The following is a 26242-nucleotide window of genomic DNA, read 5'->3' as shown; positions in this document are numbered from 1 at the left end:
TGATCTCATCTAGCAATAACATTTACTTTAACATTTTATATTAAGGGCCGTTTTAGCTTCACTATTTTTACTCTCAACAGGAAAAATAGTGAAGCTAAGCGGCCCCTAAAATAACGAATATATTATTTAAAAATAAATCCATTAACCACGTTTTCAAGATATTCTTGAGCACCGCTTACAGGCACTGGATTAATATTATCGGCAACGGCTTGCTTAGCGATTAATTCTAAAGACAAGTCACCGTTTAAGATACCTTTGCCCATTTTACTATTCCAACCAGCATAACGATTCGCGATATTTTTCCCAAGCACATCATTCTCAATCATAGCAACAGCGCGTTCTAACGATAATGCCATAACATCCATACCACCGATATGCCCTAAGAACAGATCAGCACCATCAATAGAGGGGCGACGTACACGCGCGTCAAAATTAAAGCCACCAGTGCTGAAGCCTCCTGCTTTAAGAATTTCATACATTACTAAAGTATTTTCTTCTACACTATTTGGAAATTGGTCTGTATCCCAACCTAGTTGAGGATCGCCACGATTAGCATCAACAGATCCGAATAAGCCTAAGGATGTTGCAGTAGCAATTTCATGGTGAAAACTATGGCCAGCAAGTGTGGCATGATTCGCTTCAATATTGACCTTTACTTCATTCTCTAAACCATACTGTTTTAAGAAGCCGTAAACGGTTGCTGTATCGTAATCATATTGATGCTTAGTAGGCTCTTGTGGTTTTGGTTCAATAAGAATAGCGCCTTTAAAGCCTATCTTATGTTTATGCTCAACCACCATTTGCATCATACGACCTAGTTGCTCTCTTTCCTGACGTAGATCTGTATTTAGCAGGGTTTCATACCCTTCTCTTCCGCCCCATAAAACATAATTTTCCCCACCAAGGCGTTTTGTTGCCGCCATTGCATTGAATATTTGCGTTGCTGCATAGGCAAATACTTCTGGATTAGGATTCGTTGCTGCACCGTTCATATAACGTGGATTTGAGAACGCATTAGCCGTGCCCCAAAGGAGCTTGAGGCCTGTTTCTTCTTGCTTGCCTTCTAGCACATCAACCATTTCAGCAAAGTTATTTTGATACTCTTTTAAAGAATTACCTTCAGGTGCTACGTCCGTATCATGAAAACAGTAATAGGGTACATTCAGTTTTTTAAAAAATTCAAAAGCGGCATCCGCTTTCATCTTCGCCATATCCATCACATTACCCGGTTTATGCCACGGACGATCAAATGTTCCTGCACCAAAGACATCTGAACCAGTCCAACAGAAGTTATGCCAATAACACGCAGCAAAACGCAGGTGATCTTTCATTGATTTACCCATAATAATGCGGTCAGCATCATAATGGCGAAATGCTAATGGATTTGTCGAAGTTATACCTTCGAATTGTATAGGGGATACATTTTTAAAAAATTCAGTCATAATGATGATTCCATTGTTTGATTAAAAAAGCGGTTGTTTATCAATACAACCTATCTTTTTCTTTTTATGTAATACATTCAATTATGAAATTTGATAAGAGCGTTCATGGAATTAACTAACGTGCGCAATATCACATTTATTTCCTTGATATAAGTCAAATTTAATGCGAATAAACTTAACGCGCGAACAGTACGCTTTATTTTTAAACAGATAATCACAAAGAATTCATCTTCTTATTTTAAATAACTTTTGTTCCTCCAAAGTAAAGTGCCTTAAAATAATATGGAATTAAGATAACATGCTTTTTAAACGGAATTCTTTCGGAGTCATCTTTATCTCTTTTTTAAAAACGGTGTACATATACTGCAATGATGGATAACCACATAGGCTTGGTATGTCTGCAATAGTTATCGTAGTAGAAATCAGTAACTGACACGCCCTTTTGAGCTTAGCGTTATGAATTTCACAATGCACCGAGTGACCTCTTTCTTCCTTAAAGCGCAACTCTAAATTGGATCTAGAAATTCGTAAATAACTTAATACCTGATCAACTTTAATGCCGTTATAAGCATTATTACGAATATAATGCATGGCTCTAATTACATAAGGATCTTTGATCGCTTGAAAATCACTACTTTGTCGCTCAAACACCTTAACAGCAGGGACAACGATACGAGGAGAACTGTTTTCCAAACTGCCCTTAAGTGCTGCTTGCTCTAACTTCGTTAACCGATTATGTAGCATCTTTGCAGCCGTATAGCCCATTGACTTGCACCCTTGTCCGACAAACTAAGGGATACACGAGTCAAATACCGTGTTAGCTCTTCATTATCGATACCTATAATCGCAATTTTATAAGGCACGATTAATTGCAAATGCTCACACACCTGAAGAAGATGTCGAGCACGAGCGTCGGTCACTGCAATAATACCAATCGGTGATGGTAAACGCTGAAGCCAATCAGCTAAACGATTCATATCATATTGCCAAGTTTCTGCGGTTGTTATGTTCCCTCTATAGACCGAACCATAATATTTCTCTCGATTAATAATATTATTAAATGCTTTTTCTCGCTCATTAGCCCAGCGCATTGAAGGATGCTCAGGGAGACCATAAAATGCAAAATTCTCTAACCCTTTATCTCTCAGATGATTAAAAGCGGTTTCAACTAAACTAACGTTATCTGTACCAACATAAGGTATCTTAGGGTAATCCTCTTCATTTTCATATGAACCACCAATGCCAATCACAGGAACAGTTAAAGTAGATATTAATGATTCAATTTCCGGATCATCTAAATCAGCTATAATGCCGTCCCCTCCCAATCCTTTATATGGGATAAATGAGTACAAAAATCATCTTCAAAAAAAATATCCCAATCACATTGAGTTGCCTGTAAATACTCTCCGATACCTTTAATGACTTGACGATCATAAGCCTTATTAGCATTAAATAAGAGCATGATGCGGTAATTTTTATTCATAAAGAAACCTTTAGCGATATTTAATAACGGTTAAAAATACAAAGAGAATATGAAAAATAACTCTCTTCAACCTAAATTAAAAATTATTCACAGTTATAACAAAGAAGTAGGAAAACTGAGCCTAAAATGCGTTACTCCGCTCATTATTATTATTAATTAAATAGCTATATGGATAGATTGCAGAGACTTAATTTCGCTTCAATGTTATGTAATTGTTATATTTTTACCATAAAACAATCCATATTGAGCTTTTTAAGTCTTTGTTTTGTGAAGCAGAACTCAATCAGCAACCCAGTGAGAATCATTATGAAAAGGCGTAATGTTAAAATAAATAAGGAGGGATATGTGTACCGTTTATTGTACTAACTGATGATAAATAGATAAAAATACTAGCTTTAAAAAAGCTAGTATTAAAGTCATTTAAACTTCAAGTAAGCAGCCTACGGGCTATTTATAAAATTTAAAGTGTCCAGTAACATGAAGCATAGCTAACATGTAGAGCGATCCGTTGTAATAACGATATTTTCCAGTGGGTTGTGGCGTATTCCAAAAATCGTTGAAATAGCTTGATGCTTCCGTTGAATTTGTAGACGCAAGTAATGCCACTGCATTCGCTGCTTTTTGCCCTTCACCAGCACAATAAGGACTTTCAGCAACACCAAATCCATATACTTGCTTATAGCAACCGTCACCGTTTACTGATTTGTCATAACTCAACGCGCCCAAAATACCATTGATAGCATCCTTATGCCATTGCTCAGCTCCCATCACGTGGGCATCAAGCGCAACATTCATTGCTACACGCCAAGCATCCAATTCATACCAATCACCAGGATTACTCTGACCAGCAAAAATTTCACCCGCAACAGGAGTTCCCCAAGGTCTAGCTAAGTAAGTAGGCAAGTTCCAGTGAGGATCACCATTTACTTTAGCGAAATGGTCCTTTAAGAATTTGCGGCTTCTAGTCGCCACGGCAGACCAGTACGTTTTATCCGTTGCTTTAGTTACTCGATCCGCAAAGTAATCATAAAAAGCAGGAATATGGTAAGAAGGATCTGTCACATTATCAACATAAGGCGAAAAAACAATCACTTGGTTTTTCATCAACTTATTTTTTATCGTCGTTAGCATTGTTAATGCTTCTTGATAATAATTAATACTTCCACTACTCCCCCAGCGGGCGTCAGCATTTAATAGAGCAAAAGCAAAATATTCCTCACCATCAGGCGCTGGGCCATCATCTTTTTTATATACAACGCCATTTTCATTAAACGCTAATAGCCATGCATAAGTTCCCTGTTTTTTCGGATCCTGATGATTGGTCGAATTTTTCTGATATTTCTTGGCGAAACGCCATAGATTATCAAACTCACTTCTCTTATTCATCATAACGGCTATGGTCATCCCCCACGACTGACCTTCAGTACGGATATCATTAGTGGACGTTGTTTTTATATAACTCCCCTTGTATTGGCCGTTTTCTTTATATCCATAATATAACTGTTGTTTACCGTTACTGCCGAACATATTATCAAAACCAGTTTTTAGCTTTGTCCATCCATCTTTTTTACCCATTTCTACAGCCAAATTTCGGTAATTTCCCGACTCATAGGCCCCCGTTGTCGGAGGCGTATTATCGAATTTAGCATAAGCAGAAAAACTGCTAAGTAGTAGCATCGCAGCAGCAGTTTTGATCAATAAATCACATTTATTTGTTAATGGCATAATAAATCCTTTTTTACAATTATCAGCAATTGCATGTTTAATAGAGCAAAAAGAATAGCAATAATAACTGGTTATAGATCATCAAATTTCAGAGTTTATATTGAAATAGTGAATCCACTTACGAATATTAAAAAAAACGAACAAAATCCAAAAAGCAACAAATAAAAAGCAAAAAAACACAATTTACCTTGTCTGTTTTTTGAGCTAAAACGCTTGATTATCGCATTAACAGGATGTGAATAATTGAATGTTTAAATTTTATGTGCCAAATCACATAACCAATAGCTGGTAAAAAAAAGATAATCAACAAACCAGATTTTGCACTGTTTTTGATGAAAAATTACACGAAACTAGATTAGCCGATAAATAGGAATTTATATGGCTATTCCAATGACCTACTCGTCATTGATATAAAACAACGAATTTCAAACCACATTAACAAATCATATTATATGGAATTAATACTATGAAATTAAATATACTTACTATATCAGTTGTTCTTGGATGCGCTTTAACATCAATTAGCTCACACGCTGGCACACCCAACTTTTCAGGTTATGGTCGTTATGCATCAGAAGCATCTGACGACACAATCATTGCCATAAAAGCGGATCATGCTTCTGTCAACGGCCCAGGACGTCTAGGTAACGAAGGCAACTGGATGGAGTGGATGCTTTCCCAAGGATTCGAAATGGAAAAAGCTAAGTTCGATATCAATGTGATGATCGACACTCCTGGATATACTACAGAAACAACCGGTTACTTGGACGGTAATGGTGGAGTGGTCATTAATGAAGGATGGCGTAATGCCGACATCAAGATTGCGCAGTTTTACGGCGGCGGTAAAGGCATTTTTGAATCTCAACCCGAAGCTTATGTCTGGGCAGGTAAGCGATTTAATGGACGCGAACAAACCGATATCAACGATTACTTTATGATGAGTGCTGATGGTGGTGGTGCTGGTATTGATAATCTTGATTTTGGATGGGCAAAATTTGATACAAGCTGGGTACAAGGTGGTAATGGTGCAGGGAGTGCGAACCAGAATGATGGTAATATTTCCGCATTTTTAATGCATCTACATGACATTAAAGTTGGCGAATCAGGCAAATTAAAGTTTCGTGCAACATACGCTGGCCTAAGCGGAAATATTGCAGATAATAGAGACATTGAGAACGACAAAGCAATGCAATTATATACTGCCTATCATCACGGTTTTTCGAATGGCTGGTTACAATTATCAGCACGTTATGAAACAGATGCATTAGCACTTTCTGGTGCAAATGCTGCAGGATGGGAAGTTGGCCCAAATGCAGATCATGACGCTGCAGGTTACATGCTATTCTTAAATGGTTCAGTTGACTTTAACGATATGATGGCAATGCAATACGCTAGTTCATACCTATACATTGACTGTAAAGATGATGAAGGCTGTGGTTGGCAAAGTTTTGATGATAGAACAGAATACAGCGCAACTGTACGCCCACAAATCAGCTGGAATGATTACATGGCTACTGCATTAGAAGTTGGTTACCAATACGCAGAACTTGATAACTCAGATAATGATAGTAACGCTTGGAAAGTGACCTTGTCACAAAACTTCCAACTTGGTCACTTCATGTGGTCTCGTCCCGTAGTTCGCTTTTATGCTGTAACAGGATCTGTAGATCATATTGACAACTCCTCTACTGACGTTACTAAATTTGGCGCTATGGTAGAAGCTTGGTGGTAATCTATTTAACAAAAATAATGACACGCTTTTACAGCTAACTCTGGTTGACTTGATTAACGTGTGAATTATTTATACTAGCTCATATTTAACCTGATAGTTATCCATTTCATTTGTGATAACTGTCAGATTGAATTTGAGCTAGACTCTTTTCTCTGCAGATTAAATCCCCCAACTAATATTTCAAGTGATGTTCGGACACCGCATATTATCTCTTGATGGGCACTCATTAGTGTCGTTCTTAATAAATTAATCTAGAGGAAAACAAAGAAACTACTACACCCAATATAGCCCACACTATTAAAGATAGTATGGGTATAACTCATTCAATCGTTGCTAATAGCTCATCACTAAAGGCTTTGCTTGGTGACATGATCATCGCTTGGCGTGACATAATTTTGCCCTCTTTATAAGTGGAAAAATCAAAGTCTTTTGTAACATCAAAGGTCACCGCTTGACCGTCTTCAAAGGCCAAATGAAAACCTAAATTTTTCAAAATGGCAAAACCAGCACCACTATCCCACACATTAAGGCTTGCGTAGATGCCAGCCATTCGCCCCAGAGCCAAATAAACAAAAGGGAAAACCACACTGAAGTAGCAACCGACACCACGTTTCAGTTTAGCGACATTTCTATTTTTTGCGGTGTGTTGGCTAATGGCTAAAACGCGAGAAGGTGTTGTGCAGTTCTCTTTTAATTGAAGAGATAACGGCTGTAAACTATCAAAATCCGGTAATTTATCGCCCCCTTTGCCGTAATAGGTCACACCGTTATCAGTCAGTATCACTTCAAAGGTGCCGGGCAGAACAATACAACCTTCAACAATTTTACCCTGCTCCGCATAACCAATCGAAATCCCCCAAACCGGGGTAAGTGACGTATAAGGGACGGTACCGTCAATCGGGTCAATTAAATAACTGTTGCCTTTTAGTGCAGCGTCTAGCGCTTGCTGAGAAAGCTCTTTTACTGTCTCTTCACCAATCACAAAAATTTTTTTATCAGGTTTAGCAAGCAATTCAATCGCACGTTGCTCAACCATTTTATCAGCTTGAGTAACGATACTATTATCGGGTTTAATTTCGGTGACCAATTTGTTTTGCTGAGCAATGGCGATATCAGCCAATTCACAGCTGGTTTGGTAAACAACTTTGGCATTCCACATGGTAACTATCTCTTAGAGCATTAAATGTGAAAATATAATAACACCGCTGTCATTTCTGTCACTATGGCTTAACTCATTAACCATTATTATTTTAAAGATAACCTCAGCAGCCAAATCTTTTAATAGGCGCAAATCAATAACATATTGAAATACCTACACAGTAGACACCAACTGTTGTTTGTTATGCACCTTTTAATTCGCAAAATTGCTCTGTAAGTAGCAATTCTTTATTAATTACAGCTTTACTGTCAATGAGCCTCACTACTCTTCTGCTGGCCTCCAAACCAGCCTCAGTAAATGCTTTAGGAAGAACGGGGACATCCATACCTTTTCATTTATAAAAAAACTAATAGCCATTCTTTTAAAAATAATCTTAATCCGCACTTTGCTGTAATGAAATAGTTAGATTCCAGTGGGAAGAACGGGGACATCCATACCTTTTCATTTATAAAAAATCTAATAGCCATTCTTTTTAAAAATAACCTTAATCCGCACTTTGCTGTAATGAAATAGTTAACATTCAACCAAAAAAGATAACAGATTGATATAATTGAACTATCAATTGTATATTAGCGTAACTCGCCTAAAGAAAAGTGACAAATTAAATTTAGCCTTCAGCAAAATCCACTATTTACTATAAAGAGAAGCAATTTCCGATCGGGCTTGTTCAACACCCGAATAAGGTGTCGGCTGCGCGACACCTATTCTTTTGCAAGGTGAGCTTCAACTTTTTCTGCAATTTCATTAATATTATTATCGTAACTAACAAATAGCTTATCAGCCAAAAGAGGAAGTTTTTCTATTAATGCTTCTCCGTCACCAACCATAAGCGGTAATAGTTTTGTTTGCTCAGAGCTAATTTCGGCAGAAAGTACAGCATTTAGTTCTTTCATTGGCCACGACTTATTTACCGAGTCTTCTGAAATAATTGCAATAACATACTTCGATTTTTGAAGTGCAGTATTAATTTTTGCAACAAGCGAGTCACCCCAACCTATAGAAAAACAATCAATAAATGCATTTATCTTACGTTGTTTAAGTGATTCATACAGAGGCAGTGCAACCTCATTTTTATCTTCAGAAGCGTGACAAATAAAAATATCATACATATCAAATATACCTTTTAATTTTCCAACAAAATCAGGCGGAGTATTGTCTAACTCTAATACCTGTTTACATAATGTTAAATAAGGAGAATGTTCTTCCCCTTTAACCATTTTTATAAAGCTAAGATTTCCATATACAGCTCTTTTATATATAGAACCATCGAGTTTACTGGCATTAAGCTCAGATTCCTTTGCATGATAACGAATTTTGATGAAACGCTTTTCAGCTTCAAGTAAGTCTTTCCTCCAATCATGTATCATGGCCCGAGTTTTGCGAATAAATTTCCGATTTATATTAACGCCCTCATTTACAACTAATCCAGTGACTTCTTGCCTTTGTGACTTATGTTGTAGGCGAGTTTTACTATGATTAATATTAAATCCAGAGCTTTTAATAGACCGCTCTAAAAATATCCCAACCTTATGCTTATATTCACCATTTTCCAATTCTTCTTTTTCCACAATAGAATGGGGAAAAGGCTTGTTACTTGAAAAAGTAATATCATCAGCATATCGGGTATAGGTTAAATGGTACTTTTTTGCTATTTGTACAAGCTTTTTATCTAAGGTCGTTGATGCCAAATTGGAAAGAAGCAGGTGAGGTACTTGCACCTTGAGGAAGCCTACCATTATGAGTGCATAACTGAGCAAGTACCGTTGCAGCTGGCACTCCCATATTGAATGGTATATTTCTGAATATACCTTGAACCCTGCCAAAGTTCACTGAATGAAAAAAATCCTGCAAGTCTAGATTTAAAACATATTTCTTTTTTTTATGTTGTTCAGCATTAGATATAATGCCTTTTCCATTGCCCACAAAACCATGTACATTTTTTTTAACTCTATAGTGGGCTTCTATTAAAGACCTTACTTTATTTTGTAAAATTTTAATTGATTGTTGTGGACTTTCAATAATGCGGCTTTTACCCGATCTCTTTTTTATTGTAAAAGTATTATATTTTTTATCTTGGGAATAAAGAATGTGAAGAAGTTGGCCTACAGGAATTTCCAATAAATTAGCGACATCATTATCGGTCTGTAATCCAATAAATTTTTCTTTTGCGAGTTCCTCATTCCTAGTTAGTTGAGGGTGAAGTTTTGGGTTTTTCCAAACATAAGTGTTTTCTGATGAAATTTTAACTGGCTCAAATGAGGCCGAGCTAAATGATAGAATATCTAATATTTTAACCATGAAAATTCTCGTTAGATAAAAGTGGTTTCAACCCAATCACCTTGCGCTACCTCGAGAGGCAATACAGAAACATTAAACAATCTGCTAAAGTCGGCTGCAGGGGCATATGTCACCCTGAGTTTCTAGTCCAAAGCAGTAACAACTTCAGACATTTTAGGTTGAAACCGAATTGAATAATACACTAGTTATCAAATGCTTGGAAGGATGATTTACAGTGATGCAAATAGTGCTAACGCTGCAATAAACGGCGCATAAAAGAACGGAAAGAACGAAAAGAACGGGGACATCCATACCTTTTCATTTATAAAAAAACTAATAGCCATTCTTTTAAAAATAATCTTAATCCGCACTTTGCTGTAATGAAATAGTTAGATTCCAGCACTTGAGACTCAATCCAATATGTTTAAACAAGTTTTATTAAAATCAACGCACAGAGCCTCCTTAACGAAGCGCTAATAGTTAATAAAAAAACAAATGATTGGGAGTTAATGCAGCATACAACTTAGTTTGTTTTGCCCAGATACCCAACAGCGACCAGTGTGTTCGGCAAACAAGGCAAGCTCTTCAAGTGAGCCCACTGCACCATGGTAATCTTTACCAAAACTCACGGCTAAGGCTAACCACGTGTCACTCTCTAAACCAAGGGTACTTAATAAGCTTGGCAGTTGGCTCGAAATCACGCCGCGCTTATCCTCTCGAATCGCTCGCCCAGTCCAATCAACAAGCTCTAGATAATCGAGCAAGGCATAGGGAATACCTTCGTGGGGCGCATCACATTCTGCCGCTACAAAACCAAATAAGGGTTTACTGTTATCATGGCAATGCAACGCTTCATCGTGACTACATTTACTGTGGATACGCTCAAATATGGACGTAAATTCCGATGTTTCCACACTCTCTGACATTTTTGCCCGCACGGGGTTTAAATCAACATAAGCCATACAAGTTAATAGTGCTTTTTCATCAAGCAATGCTTGCGACTTAAAGCGCCCTTCCCAAAAGCGTCCTTTACAGTTATCTTCGGCGTTCGCTTTGCGGGCAATAAATTCATTTAACGCACGCATGAACCAAGAGATATCAAGCAGGCGATGACGCCATTTGCTGATTATCTCAAGCGCCACCTCTATTTGACCTGCGCAAGTCAGCTCCCCTTTGCGCCATCGCGAAACTATTTCTGAGCCGGAATAAAGTTGATACCAACGTCGGCAAACTTCTTCATCGCTACAGGCGCTAATCTCGGCTTCATTTGCATGTAAAACAAGGTGATAGTGATTAGACATAATCGAATAAGCGCAAACATCAATGGCAAAGATATCACTTAATTGCCGAATGCGATCGACCATCCATTGCCGGCGATGTGAATAGTTTTTACCGCTGTAATTATCTTCGCCACACAAAAATGCACGGCGAACACATCGAGAAATGCAATGATAATAAGGTGTGTCCACAAGAGAAATTAACGAAGCACGTGATTGTGTCATACCAAACCCCACAACTGTAAACAAAAACACTGTTTATATAATAGGTATAATATTCTATTTAGTCAAAAAGGTGTGGGTGTCCTGCACTACACTCATCACGCGTGATCTTCTACGAAGAATTCATAACAGAAAGCGAATAAAAAGAGGTGTATTGGCATTCAACCAAAAAAGATAACAGATTGATATAATTGAACTATCAATTGTATATTAGCGAAACTCGCCTAAAGAAAAGTGACAAATTAAATTTAGCCTTCAGCAAAATCCACTATTTACTATAAAGAGAAGCAATTCCCGATCGGGCTTGTTCAACACCCGAATAAGGTGTCGGCTGCGCGACACCTATTCTTGTTTGTTATGTGTTTTTCCGCGAGTTAAATAATTGACCTACTTCTAAATAAAGTACGACTGCATGATAAACAAATATGCTTATACCTTGGGTCATTGTGAGCAGTTAATGGTTGAAAAATGACTTTATCAGAACCACATGAATAGCATTTAGCATTTTCATCATCGCTAGTTTTGCATTCAGGATGCTTAGTTAAATATTCAGGTAATGTTGGTAGCTTTTCCCAGTCACCTTGTTGAGCTGGAGAATACAATACATAATAGTAAAAAGCACATACGGCAACTAAAACCCCTAACCCTATTAAAAACTGCATACATCATTCCCTTTTAAAAATATAGCCAGATAAAACTTGCGGACATAATAAGTCTTAAAAGCAAGAAAGGCAATTAATTATCACAAAGGCTTCAAAAATATCAAACACATAACAGCTTTATAAATGGCATCATGATGTAATGCACCGCGCCACTTATCTTATTTAAAATGATCATCACAATATCTATTAATCATCATTTAATCAATCAGTTCGCTAACTATTTGCATAAACTTTGATTTGAGATAGGCATGACACTGCCACCTATCACCTTTTTGAAATCATGCCCTAACCAACTAATTTATAAAGCAAATTAGAATGTTAACAAATATAACCTACACGGTGACGTAAAACACCGCGCCACCTATCTCATTTTAAAAACAATAAAAATCACAGTTGGTTAGGGGGGCGTTCATGTTTAGGGAGCAGATGAAAGTCCGCCCCTTTTGTATCAAACGGATTAAGAAAAACTCAAATCATCCGTTGATTTTGGTGATAATGGCTCTAAGGTTAAGCCGCCACTTTTTTTCTCATTCTCAGCAGCATGTTCGGCAACACCGCCATGATGTAGTTTAAATTTAAGCGCTAAGTTGGTCGGTGAATCCGAGTTTTTTATTGCTTCCGCTTCGGAGATACGCCCTTCTACTGCTAAATCAAATAATGCCCCATCAAAGGTTTGCATACCGAGCTGTTTAGATTTTTCCATTATCTCTTTTAATAAACCGAACTCACCACGTTTGATCATGTCGCGTACCGTTAAGGTGCCCATCATCACTTCTATCGCAGCACATCGTTTACCATCAACGGTTGGAATTAAGCGCTGTGAGATAAATGATTGTAAATTATTACCTAAGTCGCTTAGCAATTGTGGACGACGCTCTTCTGGGAAAAAGTTAATAATACGATCTAATGCTTGGTTCGCATTATTCGCATGTAACGTCGATATCGCTAAGTGCCCTGTTTCGGCGAACGCTAAAGCATGCTCCATGGTTTCTCTATCACGTATTTCACCAATTAAAATAACATCGGGTGCTTGACGTAATGTATTTTTTAATGCGGCATGAAAGCTACGCGTATCAACCCCAACTTCGCGTTGATTAATAATACTTTTTTTATGCTGATGGACATACTCAACGGGATCTTCAATGGTAATAATATGCCCAGAAGAGTTCGTATTACGGTGATCAATCAATGCAGCTAGTGAGGTTGATTTACCCGATCCCGTGCCACCAATAAAGAGCACTAAGCCTCGTTTTGCCATGATCACATCTTTGAGAATTTCTGGTAAGCGTAAATCGGCAAATTTGGGGATATCAATTTTAATATTACGGGCAACGATCGACACTTCATTACGTTGTTTAAAAATATTGACACGGAAACGCCCCACCTTGGAAATGGAGATCGCTAAGTTCATTTCTAAATCTTGCTCAAAGGCTATTTTTTGTTCGCCATCCATTATGGCATCTGCGATCAATGCAATTTCACCGGACTTTAAAGGGCTATCGGTAAGTGCTTCTAATACACCTTGAAATTTTGCGGAAGCAGGCGCCCCAGTGGACAAATAAAGATCCGAGCCATCGCGACTCGACAAGATCGTTAGCATCTCTTCAAATTCCATCATTTAACTCCTAAATACTGCATAATATGGTAATAAATAAGTCTGACTGTCTCACAGTAAGGACCTTAACTGGATGGTTTAACTATAACTCATCACATCATTTAACGCTTCGTTTGTTCTCTGAAATAGTGATTTTACTAACTCAATTAATGACACCCTTTTATTTTTAAATCCCCCTCAATTTTCTTAGCTTAGCAACTGCTTTTGATTTTTTTAGAGCTAGCGCACAATTTATTGTGCTAAAAATATAATCTATACACGCTAATCGCCTAACAATTAATCGTTTTTAACATACTCTTAACATGGTTATTTATTTGTACATAAAACATACCATTATGTGGATAACCAATAGTAGCTTGTATTAACTTTATTATTAGTTAGTACATTTTTTCATCTATATAGAGTGAAAAAGGAAATAAAAATGGCTTTTAAAAATCAAAACAGCGCAAGTGAGTATTGGAATGAAAATATAAAACTCGTCCTGACTCTGCTTGCAATCTGGGCACTGGTCTCCTTTGGTTGTGGAATTTTATTAGTAGATATTCTCAACGATATTACCTTTATGGGCTTTAAATTGGGATTTTGGTTTGCTCAACAAGGTTCTATGTATGTATTTGTCGCACTTATTTTTGTCTACGTGGCAAAAGCAAATGCATTAGATGAAAAATATGGTGTTCACGAAGATTAAGGATAATAAGCATGGATGTTCAAGCATTAACCTATTTAATTGTGGGTCTCACTTTTGCACTCTATATTGGTATCGCAATTTGGTCTCGCGCAGGCACAACAAAAGAGTTTTATGTTGCAGGTGGCGGTGTCCACCCCGTTGTTAACGGTATGGCAACCGCTGCGGATTGGATGTCAGCGGCATCCTTTATCTCACTAGCTGGTATTGTCTCATTTGTTGGTTATGATGGTGCGGTATACCTAATGGGCTGGACGGGAGGCTATGTGTTACTGGCGCTATTAATGGCACCCTATCTGCGTAAATTCGGCAAGTTTACTGTACCTGATTTTATTGGAGACCGTTACTATTCACAAACGGCTCGTACCGTTGCTGTATTTTGCGCTATTTTTATCTGCTTCACCTATATCGCAGGGCAAATGCGGGGTGTTGGCGTGGTCTTTTCACGCTTCCTCGAAGTGGACGTCAATACGGGTGTTTATATCGGCATGGCGGTTGTATTCTTTTATGCCGTGCTCGGCGGTATGAAAGGGATCACCTACACCCAAGTCGCACAATATTGTGTTTTGATTTTTGCCTTTATGGTGCCAGCTATTTTTCTATCGGTAATGATGACTGGCCATATCCTTCCTCAATTAGGATTTGGATCCGAACTCATTGATGCAGCGGGTAATAGCACAGGCATTTTTTTACTCGATAAACTTGATGGTTTATCCACAGAATTGGGCTTTGCACAGTATACTGAAGGGGCAAAAAGTACCATTGATGTGTTCTTTATTACTGGTGCATTAATGTTTGGTACGGCTGGTTTACCTCATGTTATCGTCCGCTTTTTCACTGTACCACGGGTTAAAGATGCGCGCAGCTCTGCGGGCTGGGCATTAGTCTTCATCGCGATAATGTACACAACCATCCCAGCGTTAGCGGCCTTTTCTCGTGTTAATATGATTAACACCATCAATGGGCCTGACGGTCAAGGTGTTGCCTATTCAGAGGCTCCTAGCTGGATTAAAAGTTGGGAGAAAACGGGTTTAATCACATTTGATGATAAAAACAGTGATGGCAAAATGTTTTATACAAAAGGCGATGCCAATGAGATGAAAATAGACCGCGATATTATCGTCTTGGCGACACCTGAAATTGCCGATTTACCAGCTTGGGTAATCGCCTTAGTTGCTGCGGGAGGCCTTGCTGCTGCACTATCCACGTCGGCGGGATTATTACTGGTTATTTCAACTTCCGTTTCCCATGACCTATTGAAGAAAAACTTTTTACCGAATATCTCCGATAAAAAAGAGCTCCTCTTCGCGCGTTTGGCGGCGGCGATTGGTATTGTCGTTGCGGGATACTTTGGTATTCATCCTCCTGGTTTTGTGGCTGCGGTGGTCGCTATTGCCTTTGGTCTTGCAGCATCCTCTCTCTTCCCAGCCATTACGATGGGGATTTTTTCTAAAAAGATGAATAAAGAGGGCGCGATTGCCGGGATGGTAGCAGGCTTAAGCTTTACCGCTATCTACATCATTTACTTTAAATTTGTTAACCCTGCTGGCAACATACCCGATAACTGGTTATTTGGTATTTCTCCAGAAGGGATTGGCATGCTCGGGATGGTGGTCAACTTTATAGTGGCAATTATCGTATGCAAAATGACGGCTGTCGTACCACTGGCAGTTCAAGATATGGTCGAATCAATCCGTTTCCCTAAAGGAGCGGGCGATGCGCATGACCATTAGTCGCTAAGGATAAAAGCGCTGCGGCGCTTTTTTATGTAAATAAATGGGGGGAATGATGGATAGTAGTGAACTGCAACCCGTACATGAATTTATTGCCAAAATTCCCCCCTTCGATTCGTTGGATACGGCACAGATCAATCAAACTTGCCTTGCGCTCAAAGTTGTCTACTACAGCAAAAATGAGCAATTGGTTCACGTCGATAGCAATCCCTCACAACTTTATATTGTCCGCACGGGTGCCTTTGAAGTTGTCACCCCGAAAGGAGAATTAATTGATCGCATTTCCGATGGGCAATACTTTGGTTTTAGTGGCATGCTTTCTGGTGAAAAAGTCGTTAATAAAGTACGTATCCTCGAAGATGGTTTAGTCTATATTTTACCGCAACAAGCCTTTGATCAGCTGCGCGCAAATTGCTATGCCTTTGACCGTTTTTTTAATCAAGCCTTTGCGCAACGCATTCGTCACCAGGGCGCTATCAATAGTGAAAAAATGTCGAGCAATCGTATCGACAATTTACTCTGTAAGAAGATTATTGCATTGAATAGCCAAGCCACCATCTATCAAGCCGCACAACAGATGTCAGAAAACCGCGTTTCCTCGCTATTAATCATTGATAATGAAAAATTAGTCGGTATTTTAACCGATAAAGATTTACGTAATCGTGTACTTGCACGAGGTTTAAATGGTGAGATTAGTATCGCAGAGGTGATGACGAAAGAGCCACAAACACTGCCCGCTAACGCTTTGGTTTTTGAAGCGATATTAACCATGAGTGAGAATAACATTCACCATCTGCCAATTGTTGCACAGGAGCAAGTCATTGGTATGCTTAGTAGCACCGATTTAATGCGCAATCAAAGCTCGCAACCAATTTTATTAATGGCGCAAATTAATAAGCAGAATAGGTTATCTGAACTTGTTAAGGTCAGCCAACAAATACCTATGCTACTGCAAAACCTCATTAGTAGTGATGCCAAACCCCATGAGATTGGCCGCACTTTAACAACGGTGACTGATAGTTTAACACGACGTTTAATCACCCTCGCACAGGACTCTTTAGGCATTGCGCCAGTGCCCTTTTGTTGGCTAGCATTTGGCTCACAGGCGCGTCAAGATCAAGCCGCGGGCTCGGATCAAGACAATGCCCTATTACTCGCCAGAGAGCTCGATAATGAGGAAAAAATCTATTTTCAGCAACTCGCCAAAATGGTCTGCGATGGTTTAAATGCCTGCGGTTTCCCCTATTGCCCGGGTGAAATTATGGCTAGCAATGAAAAGTGGCAAAAATCCTTGCAACAATGGCAACAAGCTTTTCGCGATTGGATACGAACCCCACAACCCAAAGCGTTATTACATGCTTCTATCTTTTTTGATATGCGCGCTATTTTCGGCCCTCAGGAATTATTTACTCAACTACAAAACAGTGTGTTAGCAGAAACCAAAGGAAATGATATATTTCTAGCGGCCATGACCAGTACCGCACTGGATCGCAGTCCACCTTTGGGTTTCTTCCGTGATTTTGTCGTTGAGCGGGATGGACGTGAGGTCAAGGGAATTGATTTAAAACACCGAGGCAACGCCTTGATTAACGATATTGTACGCGTTTACGCATTATCCATAGGATCTAAAGAAGTAAGCACACACAAACGCCTTGAAGCGCTATTGAAGAATGATCAACTCAACCATCAAGATGTGAAAAATTTACGTGATGCCAGTGAGTTTATCGCTCATCAACGTCTTGCCAATCAAGGCGAACAGTTTAGTAATAATCTTCCCATCAACAATTACCTACGACCGGATAGTCTCTCCTCGCTGAGTCGTCATCAATTAAAAGCGGCCTTTAAAATTGTTCATGAAGCACAAGTCGGTCTTAAATTAAAATTTTTAAGGCTGTATTAATGTTTAGCCTCTGCTCCATTGCCCTCGATATTCGTTGGCAAAAGTGGTCACTCAAATCCCTTCACTTGCAGCGCTATTACGACGCCCTGTTTGACCAACTTAAAACTCCCATTGCCCTAATACCGCTAGTGGCCATTGATTTAGAGATGACGGGCCTCAACAGTAAACAGGATCAAATTGTCAGCATTGCCGTTGTACCAATTATTGATGGGCAAATCCAACTTAATCAAGCGAAGCAACGCTTACTTAGAATTACAGGCAGTGTCGGGCAGAGTGCCACTATTCATGGCTTGCTTGACAAAGATCTTGATAGCGCCCTCTCATTAGAAGAGGCGATATATTGGTTACTCGATGAGATACAAGGAAAAGTCATTATCGCCCACCATGCGCCATTAGATCTTAGTTTTATAGAAACTGCCATAGAACAAGTATTGCATGAAAAATGTAAACTCTTTGCCATCGACACACTACAGATAGAGCGGCAACGACTGTTACGGCAACAGGATCATATTCAACAGGGAGAGTTACGTTTGGGGAGTGTTCGTCATCGCTACAATTTACCTATTTATAACGCCCACAATGCTTTAATTGATGCGCTCGCTTGTGCAGAACTTTTTTTAGCGCAATTGAGTCAGTTAGGTGATAAACAAAAAATAAAGGTAATAGAGCTGCTAAAATGACAAAGGGCCTAATAGGCCCTTTTTATATTGGTATAAAGAGGTGAAATTAACCCGCCCAAGAGTCGCGTAATGCAACGGTGCGGTTAAAGACTAAATGGTCAGCAGTTGACTCTTTACTATCGGCACAGAAATACCCTTCACGCTCAAATTGGTACGCTTTTTCCGCTTCAGCCTGCGCTAATCCAATTTCAACAAAACCTTGTTTAATAACTAAAGATTTTGGGTTTAGCACCTCATGAACATCTTCCGCAGCGCCAGGGTTAGCAACTAAAAACAGACGTTCATAAATACGGAATTCGGCAGCATGGTTCGATGTTGCATCAACCCAATGAATAACTCCTTTCACTTTACGACCATCACTTGGGTTTTTACCTAGTGTTTCAGGATCATATGTACAGTGAATTTCGGTGATATTGCCCGCATCGTCTTTTACAACATTTTCCGCTTTAATCACATAGGCATTACGTAAACGCACTTCTTTGCCTAACACTAAACGTTTGTAATGTTTGTTAGCACTCTCTTTGAAATCTTCTCTATCAATATAGAGCTGCGCAGAGAAAGGTAAAGTACGCGTTCCCATGCTTTCATCTTTCGGATGCGCAGGTGCAATTAACTGTTCGCTTTGATTTTCATCGTAGTTAGTGATGATCACCTTAACGGGATCAATCACCGCCATTGCACGTGGTGCATTTGATTCTAGATTTTCACGTACACAGGCTTCTAAAGAGGCAAATTCGACGGTATTTTCCTGCTTGGTTACACCAATACGTTTTGAAAATTCACGCAAAGAGGCAGCAGGATAACCACGACGACGCATGCCCGAAATAGTCGGCATACGAGGATCATCCCAACCGCTTACAATTTTTTCAGTCACCAAGGCATTCAGTTTACGTTTCGAGGTTAAGGTATATTGTAAATTTAAACGCGAAAACTCAATTTGACGCGGTTTACAAGCAATGCTGATATTGGCTAACACCCAATCGTATAATGGGCGATGATCTTCAAATTCTAAGGTACATAAACTATGAGTGATCCCTTCTATTGCATCCGAAATACAATGAGTAAAATCATACATCGGATAAATACACCATTTATCACCCGTTTGGTGGTGATGTGCGAAACGGATACGGTAAATCACTGGATCACGCATTTTCATATTCGGTGATGCCATGTCGATTTTTGCACGCAGCATCAAGCTACCTTCGGCAAATTCACCGGCACGCATACGCGCGAAAAGATCTAAACTTTCGCTAATCGGACGATTGCGGAATGGGCTATCTTTACCCGGTGACGTTAACGTACCCCGGTATTCGCGAGTTTGTTCCGCGTTAAGCTCACAAACATAGGCTTTATCATTTTCTATCAGTTCAACGGCATAATTATAAAGCTGTTCAAAATAATCAGAGGAGTAGCGAACATCGCCAGCCCATTGAAAACCTAACCATAGTACATCTTTTTCAATGGCAGCAACATAATCGGCATCTTCCTTAAGCGGATTAGTATCGTCAAAACGTAGGTTACAAAGCGCATTAGGATAATCTTCAGCGATACCAAAATTCAAGCAGATAGATTTTGCATGACCGATATGTAAATAGCCATTTGGCTCAGGAGGAAAGCGTGTCTGGATAGACTTATGTTTACCCGTTCTAAGATCTTCATCGATAATATTGCGAATAAAATTGCTTGGGCTAGTTTCCAGCGTAGTCATTACTTACCTCTAAAATAGTAAAATCAAAAAATAGAAGCAATCATCGTATATTAGCAGCTGAATCTCAAGCAAAATAAAGAGAAAACAGCAATCAACGGAGTCAGTTGCTGATATTTAAGCTTACACATTGTTGATATTGGGTTAACCAACAAATACGCGCGGCAGGAAGGTTTGGCTATATTGCATATTCAACGGCTTTCTGAGCATGCAGCGCAGTGGTATCAAGAAGCATCACCTTGCTATCCGTTTGCTTAACTAACATGGCAATTTCCGTACAACCAAGGATCACCGCTTGCGCACCTTGACTTGCTAAATCGTCAATAATACGCAAGTATTCAGCTCTGGAAGCGGCAATAGTTTTCCCTAGACAAAGCTCTTCATAGATAACGCGATGGACAATATCACGGTCACCTTGCTCTGGAATGACAACCGTTAAACCGTAATTATCGCTTAAACGGCTTTTATAAAAATCTTCTTCCATGGTAAAGCGGGTACCAAGTAAACCGACTTTAGTAACCCCTCTTTTAACCAACTCCTGCGCGGTTGCATCGGCGATATGGAGCAGGGGAATATCAATCGCTTCTTCTATTTGTTGTGCGACTTTATGCATGGTGTTGGTACAAATAAGTAAAAAATCCGCACCACCCGCTTGCACATTTTTCGCGGCAGCAATCAGTATATCGGCAGTGCCTTGCCAATCCCCCACATGCTGCCGTTTTTCGATGGGCTCGAAATCAACGCTATACATGATGATTTTGGCGGAATGCAGGCCGCCAAGAGAGGCTTTTACCCCCTCATTAATCGCGCGGTAATAGCTAATCGAGCTTTCCCAGCTCATTCCTGCTAACAGTCCAATCGTTTTCATATTACCTCTCTCATTATCACAAATAGCTTAAATAGGCTCATCCGGTGTGATTATTTAACGACCCACTGCCCTGAGCTATTTTCAATGTATTGTCCCGGTGCCGTTTTGCTAATGGTTTTATCGCCAGCGAGAATCGCCACTTGCTCTAACGACATACTATTTTTTGCTGCTATTTTTTTATATTCAACTAAGCGTTTTTCATTAATCTCTTTAACTAATGTCGCGGCCTCTGATGACTCTTTAACCACGCCCAATAGGCCATTTTTTTTCTCTCCAATAAGGCCTAGTTCCTTCGCCTCTGACAAGTCCAATGCCAATGCCGAAAAACTCATTAATAAACTCAATAGTAATGCTAACTTTTTCATTTGCTCTCCTTAATCTATCTATTATTTACTTTAAAACAAGCCACTATCTTCTTCAAATAGGGAATCTAATTCTTTGTCTACTTTCACTCGGATTTCATGGTCTATTTTCACATTTAAATTAATGGTGATCGGCTCATTAGGCATCGCTAACTCGACCCGGGGCGTACAAGCGGCGAGCATCAGCGATAACACGGCCACCAGCATATTCAATTTTTTAAGCACTAATAGTTCTCCTTGATTTGGCGTATTAATTGGTCATTAAAACGCAAACTTTTAAGCAATTTTAAAATATTCTCTTGGTGTGAATAATTAAAGTTAATAGGTTGTACGCCAGTCACGGTTGGGTTACTCCCTTTTAGCTTGATGTTGATTACACTTTCACCATCAGCAGTATAACCGATTACCCCCTGTAATGTATCAAATTGAAAGTCCGATAATAATTGCATCGTGACTGATAATGCCGGATTCGCCTTGCCCATCGCAGTAACAACCGTACTTTCTGGTACTTTAATAAAACCACCAGGGGGACGAGCAAAAACAGCGCCATTTTCAATCGACATTCCCTGCTCAGTCAAAGAAAAAGGCAACATGCCATCAATCACCCCTTTGCTATCAATCTCTGGGTAAGCACTATATTTAATTATCTCACTCAACTCTATTCCGGCAATATTTATCTGCGTGTGGCTCGGTGCATGTACCGCAAAATCATCAAAATCAACGCGTCCACCTAACAATCGCGCTTTAAAATGGTTAACAATCGCGTCACCACCATTTAATTGTGCATCCAATTGGATGGCCTGAATCGGCAAGCCGACAAATAGATTATCTACATTTATCTTTTGCTTATCAGATAAAACCGTCAACTTATCCCCTGCTAATAGATAATCTAGTTCACTATCCGCAGAGACACCATCAAAGAGAATATTTTCATATTGTCCGGCTAACTCTAGTACGTTAACAGCACTTTTAATGGCCGCCTGTTTTCTTTCTAAGTCGTATTGCGCAGACAAGGCAATCTTAATATCCCCCTCCTTCACCTCGAGTAAAGCAATCTCTGGAAGGTAAGTTCGTAATGCTTCAAAGATACTTTTGACTGATAACGTTTGCTCTGCCATCGTTAATTGCACGTTATTTTTAGCATAGTCAATATGCCCAGTGAACGCTTGATTTAATAACGCCAATCGATAATCCATTTGCAATTTTTGTGCAGAGCCTTGCCCCTCGATGGCCATAAAAACGGCGGGAAGTTTCTGTTTATCAATGCGTATTCGCTGACTTTTCCCGCGTGCGACTTGTGTTAATAAATTGCTTTTACCTATTCGTAATTGCAGCGCTAATCCATGTAGCGACAAATCACTGAAATTGAGCAGTGCTGGCTGCGCTAATGCGAGTTTAATATAAGATGTTTGCCATATTTTTTTATCGTTAAGAGGATAATTTAAATCGGCTAGATCAATATCTAACACAGTGATCTGCACCTGCTCTGTTAATAAGTTAAGTTTACCAGTGAAGTCAACACGCACCTGTTCAGCGATATTATCTAACTTATCGCTATGCTTAACGGTTAACATGCCTTGCTGCCAAGTATTTAGATTCGTCGTGTATACAAGGTTAAGTTGACTTGGCAAATATCGCTGCAATGCCTTATCAATGGAGATAAAATGATTGAGCTTAGCCACGTTGATATGGCTATCAATATGCATATCATGATTGGTTAAATTGAGTTTTAACATGGCGGTGAACAGATCTGATGTTAAATTAATATGCAGTTGTTGCGCTTTTTTTTCAATCTCCACCGCGACAGACAAGCTATTGGTTATATTTAGCGTACTCAGTTTCAACTCATGAATACGAATATTACTATCGGGTAAACCGTGTAAAAAAGCGATAAACGCTGCAATCTGTTTATCTATCACACTTTTTTGAGCCACTAATAGAGACGCTTTGGGTTGCTTCACTGTGACTACTTTTTCAGTTTGCTTGATTGGACAGTCGAGATCCCAACTTATACTTGCAATGTCTCCTGTGAGTTGACCTTGCTGATTGTTAATGTGAATCGAGTGAATTTGATTTTGTGGGCAATCTTGATTAGGAATTATTCGCTCAACATCACCATTAAAAAAAGGAAGATTGATAGCGAATGGCTTAGCTGGCGATTGAGCATAAGCCAAAGTCGGGGTCGTCAGTATAAATAAAGCCGTTAATAAATAACACCTTACTTTCTGACTAATGATCACAATAGGTTACTGCCCCCATTCGATAATACCATCTATATCCCCCCCATTTTCACTGACGATTAACCATTTAATATGTTTTGCTCGCATGATCTCTTCCGCTTCGGTTAAGCGCGTATTTTGCGAAATAAACGTCGGGGAAGTATTCATTAAATCTTTTGCTAAACACGCCGTGATGGGTTTTCCTGAGATAAGAAAACGACGAACATCGCCATCGGTAATGACACCTTGTAGCTTTTCATTTTGCATAACCAAGGCGAGACCAGTACGTGTTTCCGTCATCACCATCAGAGCATCGGTCAATGAGGTATCGCAATCAACAAAGGGTAAGTTCTCACTACGCATCTCATCTTTAACAAAAGTGAGTAAACGCTTACCAAGACTGCCTCCGGGATGAAATTTAGCAAAGTCCATCGGACTAAATTTTCTTTCCAAAGTTAAGGTTGACGCTAACGCATCACCAATCACCAAGGTTAATGTGGTCGAGGTGGTCGGCGCTAAATTATTGGGGCATGTCTCTTTTTCAACACTAGCATCTAATACCACGTCGGAATTTTTTGCTAAGGTGGAATCCATACCACCAGTAATAGAGATGATCTTATTACCAAAATGCTGAATCGAGGGGATAATTTTTAACAACTCATCGGTTTCACCGCTATAGGAGATAAGCAGTAAAAGATCATCGGCCATGATCATGCCTAAATCGCCATGAAAAGCTTCACCGGGGTGCATAAAAAAGAAGGAGTACCCAGAGATGCCAATGAAGCTGATATTTTTTTACCAATATGGCCAGACTTTCCCATTCCACAGACTATGACACGCCCAGTGCAATTTTTCATTAACAGAAGCGCCTGAATATATTCATCGCCCACTTCTTTACTACGTAGTGAAATAGCGGCACTTTGCACATCAAAAACAGTACGAACTTCTTGAATTAGTTCTGCTTTAGAAAGAGATAGTTCTGTCATAAGAACACCTTAAATGAAAAGGTTGAGATTGGTATTGATAGAAAAAAGATGGTCGGTATGAAAGGATTTGAACCTTCGACCCCTGCTCCCCCAGAGCAGTGCGCTACCAAGCTGCGCTACATACCGAATAATGAGGCAAGTCTAATAATATATTTATAAGATGCAATAGAAAATCACTAAAAAACGTTAAAAAATTACTATTTTTCAGAGAAGCCGCATAATACGGTTAGTAATTATGCAAAAATTGAACATTAAATAACAATGAGATACCTTATTCACAGGTACCTCATTGTTGAGTAGAATTAAGTTAAGCTGTTAGGCAATCAAACTCAACTAAGGTGTCAACATCGGCGTCGTAATCAACCCCATCTACGCCAAAACCAAATAGTTGTAAAAACTCTTCTTTATATTCTTTGTAATCCGTTAATTCAAATAGATTTTCTGTGGTTATTTGCGGCCACAAATCTTTACATGCTTGTTGTACATCATCACGCAATTCCCAATCATCTAAACGCAAACGGCGCATATCATCGGTTTCTGCTGCATGACTATCTTCTCGGTAAAGACGTGTATTGAATAGACGATAAATTTGCTCCATACAACCTTCATGCAGCCCTTTCTCTTTCATGATCTTAAAGACCATGGAGATATATAACGGCATAACTGGAATTGCTGAACTTGCTTGCGTTACAACACTTTTTTGTACTGCCACATAGGCTTCGCCTTGCAATGATGCGAGTTGCGCTTGAATAGCGGTTGCAGCACGATCTAAATCGACTTTCGCCTGTCCTAAAGCGCCATCCCAATAGATAGGCCAAGTTAACTCGGTACCAATGTATGAATAAGCAACGGTTTTAACGCCTTCTGCCAATACGCCAGCTTCTGCCAATGCATTTAACCAAAGTTCCCAATCTTGTCCGCCCATAACGGTAACCGTGTTAGCAACTTCTTCTGCGGTTGCAGGTTCAACGGAAGCTTCAATAATGCAATCTTTATTGGTATCAATCGCCGTTGATACATAGGTTTCACCAATAGGTTTTAAGCTTGAACGAACGATCTCACCCGTATCAGGTAATTTACGTACGGGTGCAGCAACGGAATAGATGACTGCATCAATTTGACCAAGATCTGCTTTGATCAATTCAATCACTTTTGCTTTCACTTCATGAGAGAAGGCATCGCCATTAACGCTTTTCGCATACAGGCCATCTGCTTTCGCTTGTTTTTCAAAGGCAGCACTGTTGTACCAGCCTGCAGAGCCGGGTTTCTTATCCGTTGCAGGTTTTTCAAAAAACACACCAATAGTGGCAGCATCAGAGCCATATGCAGCTGCAATACGAGAGGACATCCCGTAACCAGCAGAAGAGCCAATCACTAATACACGCTTAGGACCATTTGCAATTTTGCCCTGTTGTTTAGTGTATTCAATTTGTGTTTGAATATTCTTTTCACAACCCACTGGGTGAGTCGTTGTACAAATAAAGCCACGAATTTTTGGTTTAATGATCAT

The 26242-nt window shown here is 39.4% G+C and carries 25 protein-coding genes and 1 tRNA gene; 5 read left to right on the top strand and 21 right to left on the bottom strand.

The features are described from left to right. Positions 1 to 122: 122 nt before the first annotated feature. From xylA to AB2N10_RS01015, 5 genes are all read right to left on the bottom strand, one after another. Positions 123 to 1442 (bottom strand): xylose isomerase, encoded by a 1320-nt coding sequence (gene xylA / locus AB2N10_RS01035; RefSeq protein ID WP_369434189.1) that lies wholly within the window; start codon positions 1440 to 1442, stop codon positions 123 to 125. Positions 1443 to 1730: 288 nt separating this feature from the next. Then, entirely contained in the window at positions 1731 to 2207 is a 477-nt protein-coding gene (locus AB2N10_RS01030; protein WP_369434188.1) for a helix-turn-helix transcriptional regulator, read from the bottom strand. Beyond that, a complete protein-coding gene (locus AB2N10_RS01025; RefSeq protein WP_369434187.1) occupies positions 2168 to 2794 on the bottom strand; it encodes a substrate-binding domain-containing protein in 627 nt (208 codons plus the stop codon). The genes AB2N10_RS01030 and AB2N10_RS01025 overlap by 40 nt, the downstream gene beginning before the upstream one ends. Further along, entirely contained in the window at positions 2746 to 2925 is a 180-nt protein-coding gene (locus AB2N10_RS01020) for a hypothetical protein (protein WP_354624705.1), read from the bottom strand. Before AB2N10_RS01020 ends, AB2N10_RS01025 begins: the two co-directional genes overlap by 49 nt. 447 nt (positions 2926 to 3372) lie before the next feature. Beyond that, complete coding sequence (locus tag AB2N10_RS01015) at positions 3373 to 4650, bottom strand: glycosyl hydrolase family 8 (RefSeq protein WP_354624704.1); 1278 nt, start codon at positions 4648 to 4650, stop codon at positions 3373 to 3375. Positions 4651 to 5116: 466 nt separating this feature from the next. On the opposite strand from AB2N10_RS01015, the gene AB2N10_RS01010 reads away from it, so the two are divergent. Beyond that, positions 5117 to 6382, top strand: coding sequence for a carbohydrate porin (locus tag AB2N10_RS01010; RefSeq protein ID WP_354624703.1), 1266 nt, complete (start codon positions 5117 to 5119; stop codon positions 6380 to 6382). Positions 6383 to 6701: 319 nt separating this feature from the next. On the opposite strand, the gene AB2N10_RS01005 is transcribed toward AB2N10_RS01010, so the two are convergent. The 7 genes from AB2N10_RS01005 to AB2N10_RS00975 all read right to left on the bottom strand — a co-directional run bounded on the left by AB2N10_RS01005 (position 6702) and on the right by AB2N10_RS00975 (position 13597). Then, positions 6702 to 7541: an inositol monophosphatase family protein gene (locus AB2N10_RS01005; RefSeq protein WP_354624702.1), complete on the bottom strand. Its 840-nt coding sequence runs from the start codon at positions 7539 to 7541 to the stop codon at positions 6702 to 6704. 181 nt (positions 7542 to 7722) lie between these two features. Next, positions 7723 to 7866, bottom strand: coding sequence for a hypothetical protein (locus AB2N10_RS01000; RefSeq protein WP_369434186.1), 144 nt, complete (start codon positions 7864 to 7866; stop codon positions 7723 to 7725). 376 nt (positions 7867 to 8242) lie between these two features. Beyond that, positions 8243 to 9259: a TIR domain-containing protein gene (locus AB2N10_RS00995; protein ID WP_369434185.1), complete on the bottom strand. Its 1017-nt coding sequence runs from the start codon at positions 9257 to 9259 to the stop codon at positions 8243 to 8245. Continuing rightward, complete coding sequence (locus AB2N10_RS00990) at positions 9207 to 9839, bottom strand: reverse transcriptase domain-containing protein (RefSeq protein ID WP_369434184.1); 633 nt, start codon at positions 9837 to 9839, stop codon at positions 9207 to 9209. Before AB2N10_RS00990 ends, AB2N10_RS00995 begins: the two co-directional genes overlap by 53 nt. A 485-nt stretch (positions 9840 to 10324) precedes the next feature. Then, positions 10325 to 11320, bottom strand: coding sequence for a hypothetical protein (locus AB2N10_RS00985; protein WP_354624505.1), 996 nt, complete (start codon positions 11318 to 11320; stop codon positions 10325 to 10327). Between the two features lie 371 nt (positions 11321 to 11691). Continuing rightward, positions 11692 to 11979 (bottom strand): hypothetical protein, encoded by a 288-nt coding sequence (locus AB2N10_RS00980; RefSeq protein WP_354624698.1) that lies wholly within the window; start codon positions 11977 to 11979, stop codon positions 11692 to 11694. A gap of 457 nt (positions 11980 to 12436) precedes the next feature. Then, positions 12437 to 13597 (bottom strand): PilT/PilU family type 4a pilus ATPase, encoded by a 1161-nt coding sequence (locus AB2N10_RS00975; protein ID WP_354624697.1) that lies wholly within the window; start codon positions 13595 to 13597, stop codon positions 12437 to 12439. Positions 13598 to 14015: 418 nt separating this feature from the next. Here AB2N10_RS00975 and AB2N10_RS00970 point away from each other — a divergent pair, with 418 nt between their 5' ends. From AB2N10_RS00970 to AB2N10_RS00955, 4 genes are read left to right on the top strand one after another with little or no spacing between them, the layout of a single operon-like run. Further along, entirely contained in the window at positions 14016 to 14282 is a 267-nt protein-coding gene (locus AB2N10_RS00970; RefSeq protein ID WP_354624696.1) for a DUF4212 domain-containing protein, read from the top strand. A gap of 11 nt (positions 14283 to 14293) precedes the next feature. Beyond that, positions 14294 to 16012, top strand: a complete 1719-nt coding sequence (locus tag AB2N10_RS00965; RefSeq protein WP_354624695.1) for a sodium:solute symporter family protein — start codon at positions 14294 to 14296, stop codon at positions 16010 to 16012. Between the two features lie 55 nt (positions 16013 to 16067). Then, positions 16068 to 17912 carry a DUF294 nucleotidyltransferase-like domain-containing protein gene (locus AB2N10_RS00960; protein ID WP_354624694.1) on the top strand — a complete coding sequence of 615 codons (1845 nt, stop codon included), beginning with the start codon at positions 16068 to 16070 and terminating at the stop codon, positions 17910 to 17912. Beyond that, positions 17912 to 18592, top strand: coding sequence for an exonuclease domain-containing protein (locus tag AB2N10_RS00955; RefSeq protein WP_354624693.1), 681 nt, complete (start codon positions 17912 to 17914; stop codon positions 18590 to 18592). The genes AB2N10_RS00960 and AB2N10_RS00955 overlap by 1 nt, the downstream gene beginning before the upstream one ends. 46 nt (positions 18593 to 18638) lie before the next feature. Here AB2N10_RS00955 and glnS read toward each other — a convergent pair whose 3' ends face one another. From glnS to fabV, 9 genes are all read right to left on the bottom strand, one after another. Then, positions 18639 to 20300, bottom strand: a complete 1662-nt coding sequence (gene glnS / locus AB2N10_RS00950; protein ID WP_369434183.1) for a glutamine--tRNA ligase — start codon at positions 20298 to 20300, stop codon at positions 18639 to 18641. 175 nt (positions 20301 to 20475) lie between these two features. Then, positions 20476 to 21165: an aspartate/glutamate racemase family protein gene (locus AB2N10_RS00945; protein WP_354624692.1), complete on the bottom strand. Its 690-nt coding sequence runs from the start codon at positions 21163 to 21165 to the stop codon at positions 20476 to 20478. 50 nt (positions 21166 to 21215) lie between these two features. Next, entirely contained in the window at positions 21216 to 21530 is a 315-nt protein-coding gene (locus AB2N10_RS00940) for a YdbL family protein (RefSeq protein WP_354624691.1), read from the bottom strand. 30 nt (positions 21531 to 21560) lie between these two features. Beyond that, the gene (locus AB2N10_RS00935) at positions 21561 to 21734 is read right to left on the bottom strand and encodes a YnbE family lipoprotein (RefSeq protein WP_354625299.1); all 174 of its coding nucleotides are present in this window, start codon (positions 21732 to 21734) and stop codon (positions 21561 to 21563) included. Between the two features lie 17 nt (positions 21735 to 21751). Continuing rightward, positions 21752 to 23767, bottom strand: coding sequence for a YdbH domain-containing protein (locus AB2N10_RS00930; protein ID WP_354624690.1), 2016 nt, complete (start codon positions 23765 to 23767; stop codon positions 21752 to 21754). A gap of 6 nt (positions 23768 to 23773) precedes the next feature. Beyond that, positions 23774 to 24454 (bottom strand): KpsF/GutQ family sugar-phosphate isomerase, encoded by a 681-nt coding sequence (locus AB2N10_RS00925; protein ID WP_369434182.1) that lies wholly within the window; start codon positions 24452 to 24454, stop codon positions 23774 to 23776. 8 nt (positions 24455 to 24462) lie between these two features. Further along, complete coding sequence (locus AB2N10_RS00920; protein WP_369434181.1) at positions 24463 to 24732, bottom strand: hypothetical protein; 270 nt, start codon at positions 24730 to 24732, stop codon at positions 24463 to 24465. Between the two features lie 49 nt (positions 24733 to 24781). Further along, positions 24782 to 24858, bottom strand: a tRNA-Pro gene (locus tag AB2N10_RS00915). Between the two features lie 181 nt (positions 24859 to 25039). Continuing rightward, positions 25040 to 26242 carry an enoyl-ACP reductase FabV gene (gene fabV, locus AB2N10_RS00910; protein WP_354624688.1) on the bottom strand — a complete coding sequence of 401 codons (1203 nt, stop codon included), beginning with the start codon at positions 26240 to 26242 and terminating at the stop codon, positions 25040 to 25042.

Source organism: Psychromonas sp. MME1 (assembly GCF_041080865.1).
GTDB lineage: Bacteria > Pseudomonadota > Gammaproteobacteria > Enterobacterales > Psychromonadaceae > Psychromonas.
The sequence above is the reverse complement of the archived record's forward strand: the minus strand, read 5'-3'. Positions and strand labels throughout refer to the sequence as shown.

What these genes read in the sequence shown, in the direction of transcription:
- xylA (WP_369434189.1), bottom strand. Translation starts at nt 1,442, where the DNA reads ATGACTGAATTTTTTAAAAATGTATCCCCTATACAATTCGAAGGTATA.
- AB2N10_RS01030 (WP_369434188.1), bottom strand. Translation starts at nt 2,207, where the DNA reads ATGGGCTATACGGCTGCAAAGATGCTACATAATCGGTTAACGAAGTTA.
- AB2N10_RS01020 (WP_354624705.1), bottom strand. Translation starts at nt 2,925, where the DNA reads ATGAATAAAAATTACCGCATCATGCTCTTATTTAATGCTAATAAGGCT.
- AB2N10_RS01015 (WP_354624704.1), bottom strand. Translation starts at nt 4,650, where the DNA reads ATGCCATTAACAAATAAATGTGATTTATTGATCAAAACTGCTGCTGCG.
- AB2N10_RS01010 (WP_354624703.1), top strand. Translation starts at nt 5,117, where the DNA reads ATGAAATTAAATATACTTACTATATCAGTTGTTCTTGGATGCGCTTTA.
- AB2N10_RS01005 (WP_354624702.1), bottom strand. Translation starts at nt 7,541, where the DNA reads ATGTGGAATGCCAAAGTTGTTTACCAAACCAGCTGTGAATTGGCTGAT.
- AB2N10_RS01000 (WP_369434186.1), bottom strand. Translation starts at nt 7,866, where the DNA reads ATGGATGTCCCCGTTCTTCCTAAAGCATTTACTGAGGCTGGTTTGGAG.
- AB2N10_RS00990 (WP_369434184.1), bottom strand. Translation starts at nt 9,839, where the DNA reads ATGGTTAAAATATTAGATATTCTATCATTTAGCTCGGCCTCATTTGAG.
- AB2N10_RS00985 (WP_354624505.1), bottom strand. Translation starts at nt 11,320, where the DNA reads ATGACACAATCACGTGCTTCGTTAATTTCTCTTGTGGACACACCTTAT.
- AB2N10_RS00980 (WP_354624698.1), bottom strand. Translation starts at nt 11,979, where the DNA reads ATGCAGTTTTTAATAGGGTTAGGGGTTTTAGTTGCCGTATGTGCTTTT.
- AB2N10_RS00975 (WP_354624697.1), bottom strand. Translation starts at nt 13,597, where the DNA reads ATGATGGAATTTGAAGAGATGCTAACGATCTTGTCGAGTCGCGATGGC.
- AB2N10_RS00970 (WP_354624696.1), top strand. Translation starts at nt 14,016, where the DNA reads ATGGCTTTTAAAAATCAAAACAGCGCAAGTGAGTATTGGAATGAAAAT.
- AB2N10_RS00965 (WP_354624695.1), top strand. Translation starts at nt 14,294, where the DNA reads ATGGATGTTCAAGCATTAACCTATTTAATTGTGGGTCTCACTTTTGCA.
- AB2N10_RS00960 (WP_354624694.1), top strand. Translation starts at nt 16,068, where the DNA reads ATGGATAGTAGTGAACTGCAACCCGTACATGAATTTATTGCCAAAATT.
- AB2N10_RS00955 (WP_354624693.1), top strand. Translation starts at nt 17,912, where the DNA reads ATGTTTAGCCTCTGCTCCATTGCCCTCGATATTCGTTGGCAAAAGTGG.
- glnS (WP_369434183.1), bottom strand. Translation starts at nt 20,300, where the DNA reads ATGACTACGCTGGAAACTAGCCCAAGCAATTTTATTCGCAATATTATC.
- AB2N10_RS00945 (WP_354624692.1), bottom strand. Translation starts at nt 21,165, where the DNA reads ATGAAAACGATTGGACTGTTAGCAGGAATGAGCTGGGAAAGCTCGATT.
- AB2N10_RS00940 (WP_354624691.1), bottom strand. Translation starts at nt 21,530, where the DNA reads ATGAAAAAGTTAGCATTACTATTGAGTTTATTAATGAGTTTTTCGGCA.
- AB2N10_RS00935 (WP_354625299.1), bottom strand. Translation starts at nt 21,734, where the DNA reads ATGCTGGTGGCCGTGTTATCGCTGATGCTCGCCGCTTGTACGCCCCGG.
- AB2N10_RS00925 (WP_369434182.1), bottom strand. Translation starts at nt 24,454, where the DNA reads ATGGCCGATGATCTTTTACTGCTTATCTCCTATAGCGGTGAAACCGAT.
- AB2N10_RS00920 (WP_369434181.1), bottom strand. Translation starts at nt 24,732, where the DNA reads ATGACAGAACTATCTCTTTCTAAAGCAGAACTAATTCAAGAAGTTCGT.
- fabV (WP_354624688.1), bottom strand. Translation starts at nt 26,242, where the DNA reads ATGATCATTAAACCAAAAATTCGTGGCTTTATTTGTACAACGACTCAC.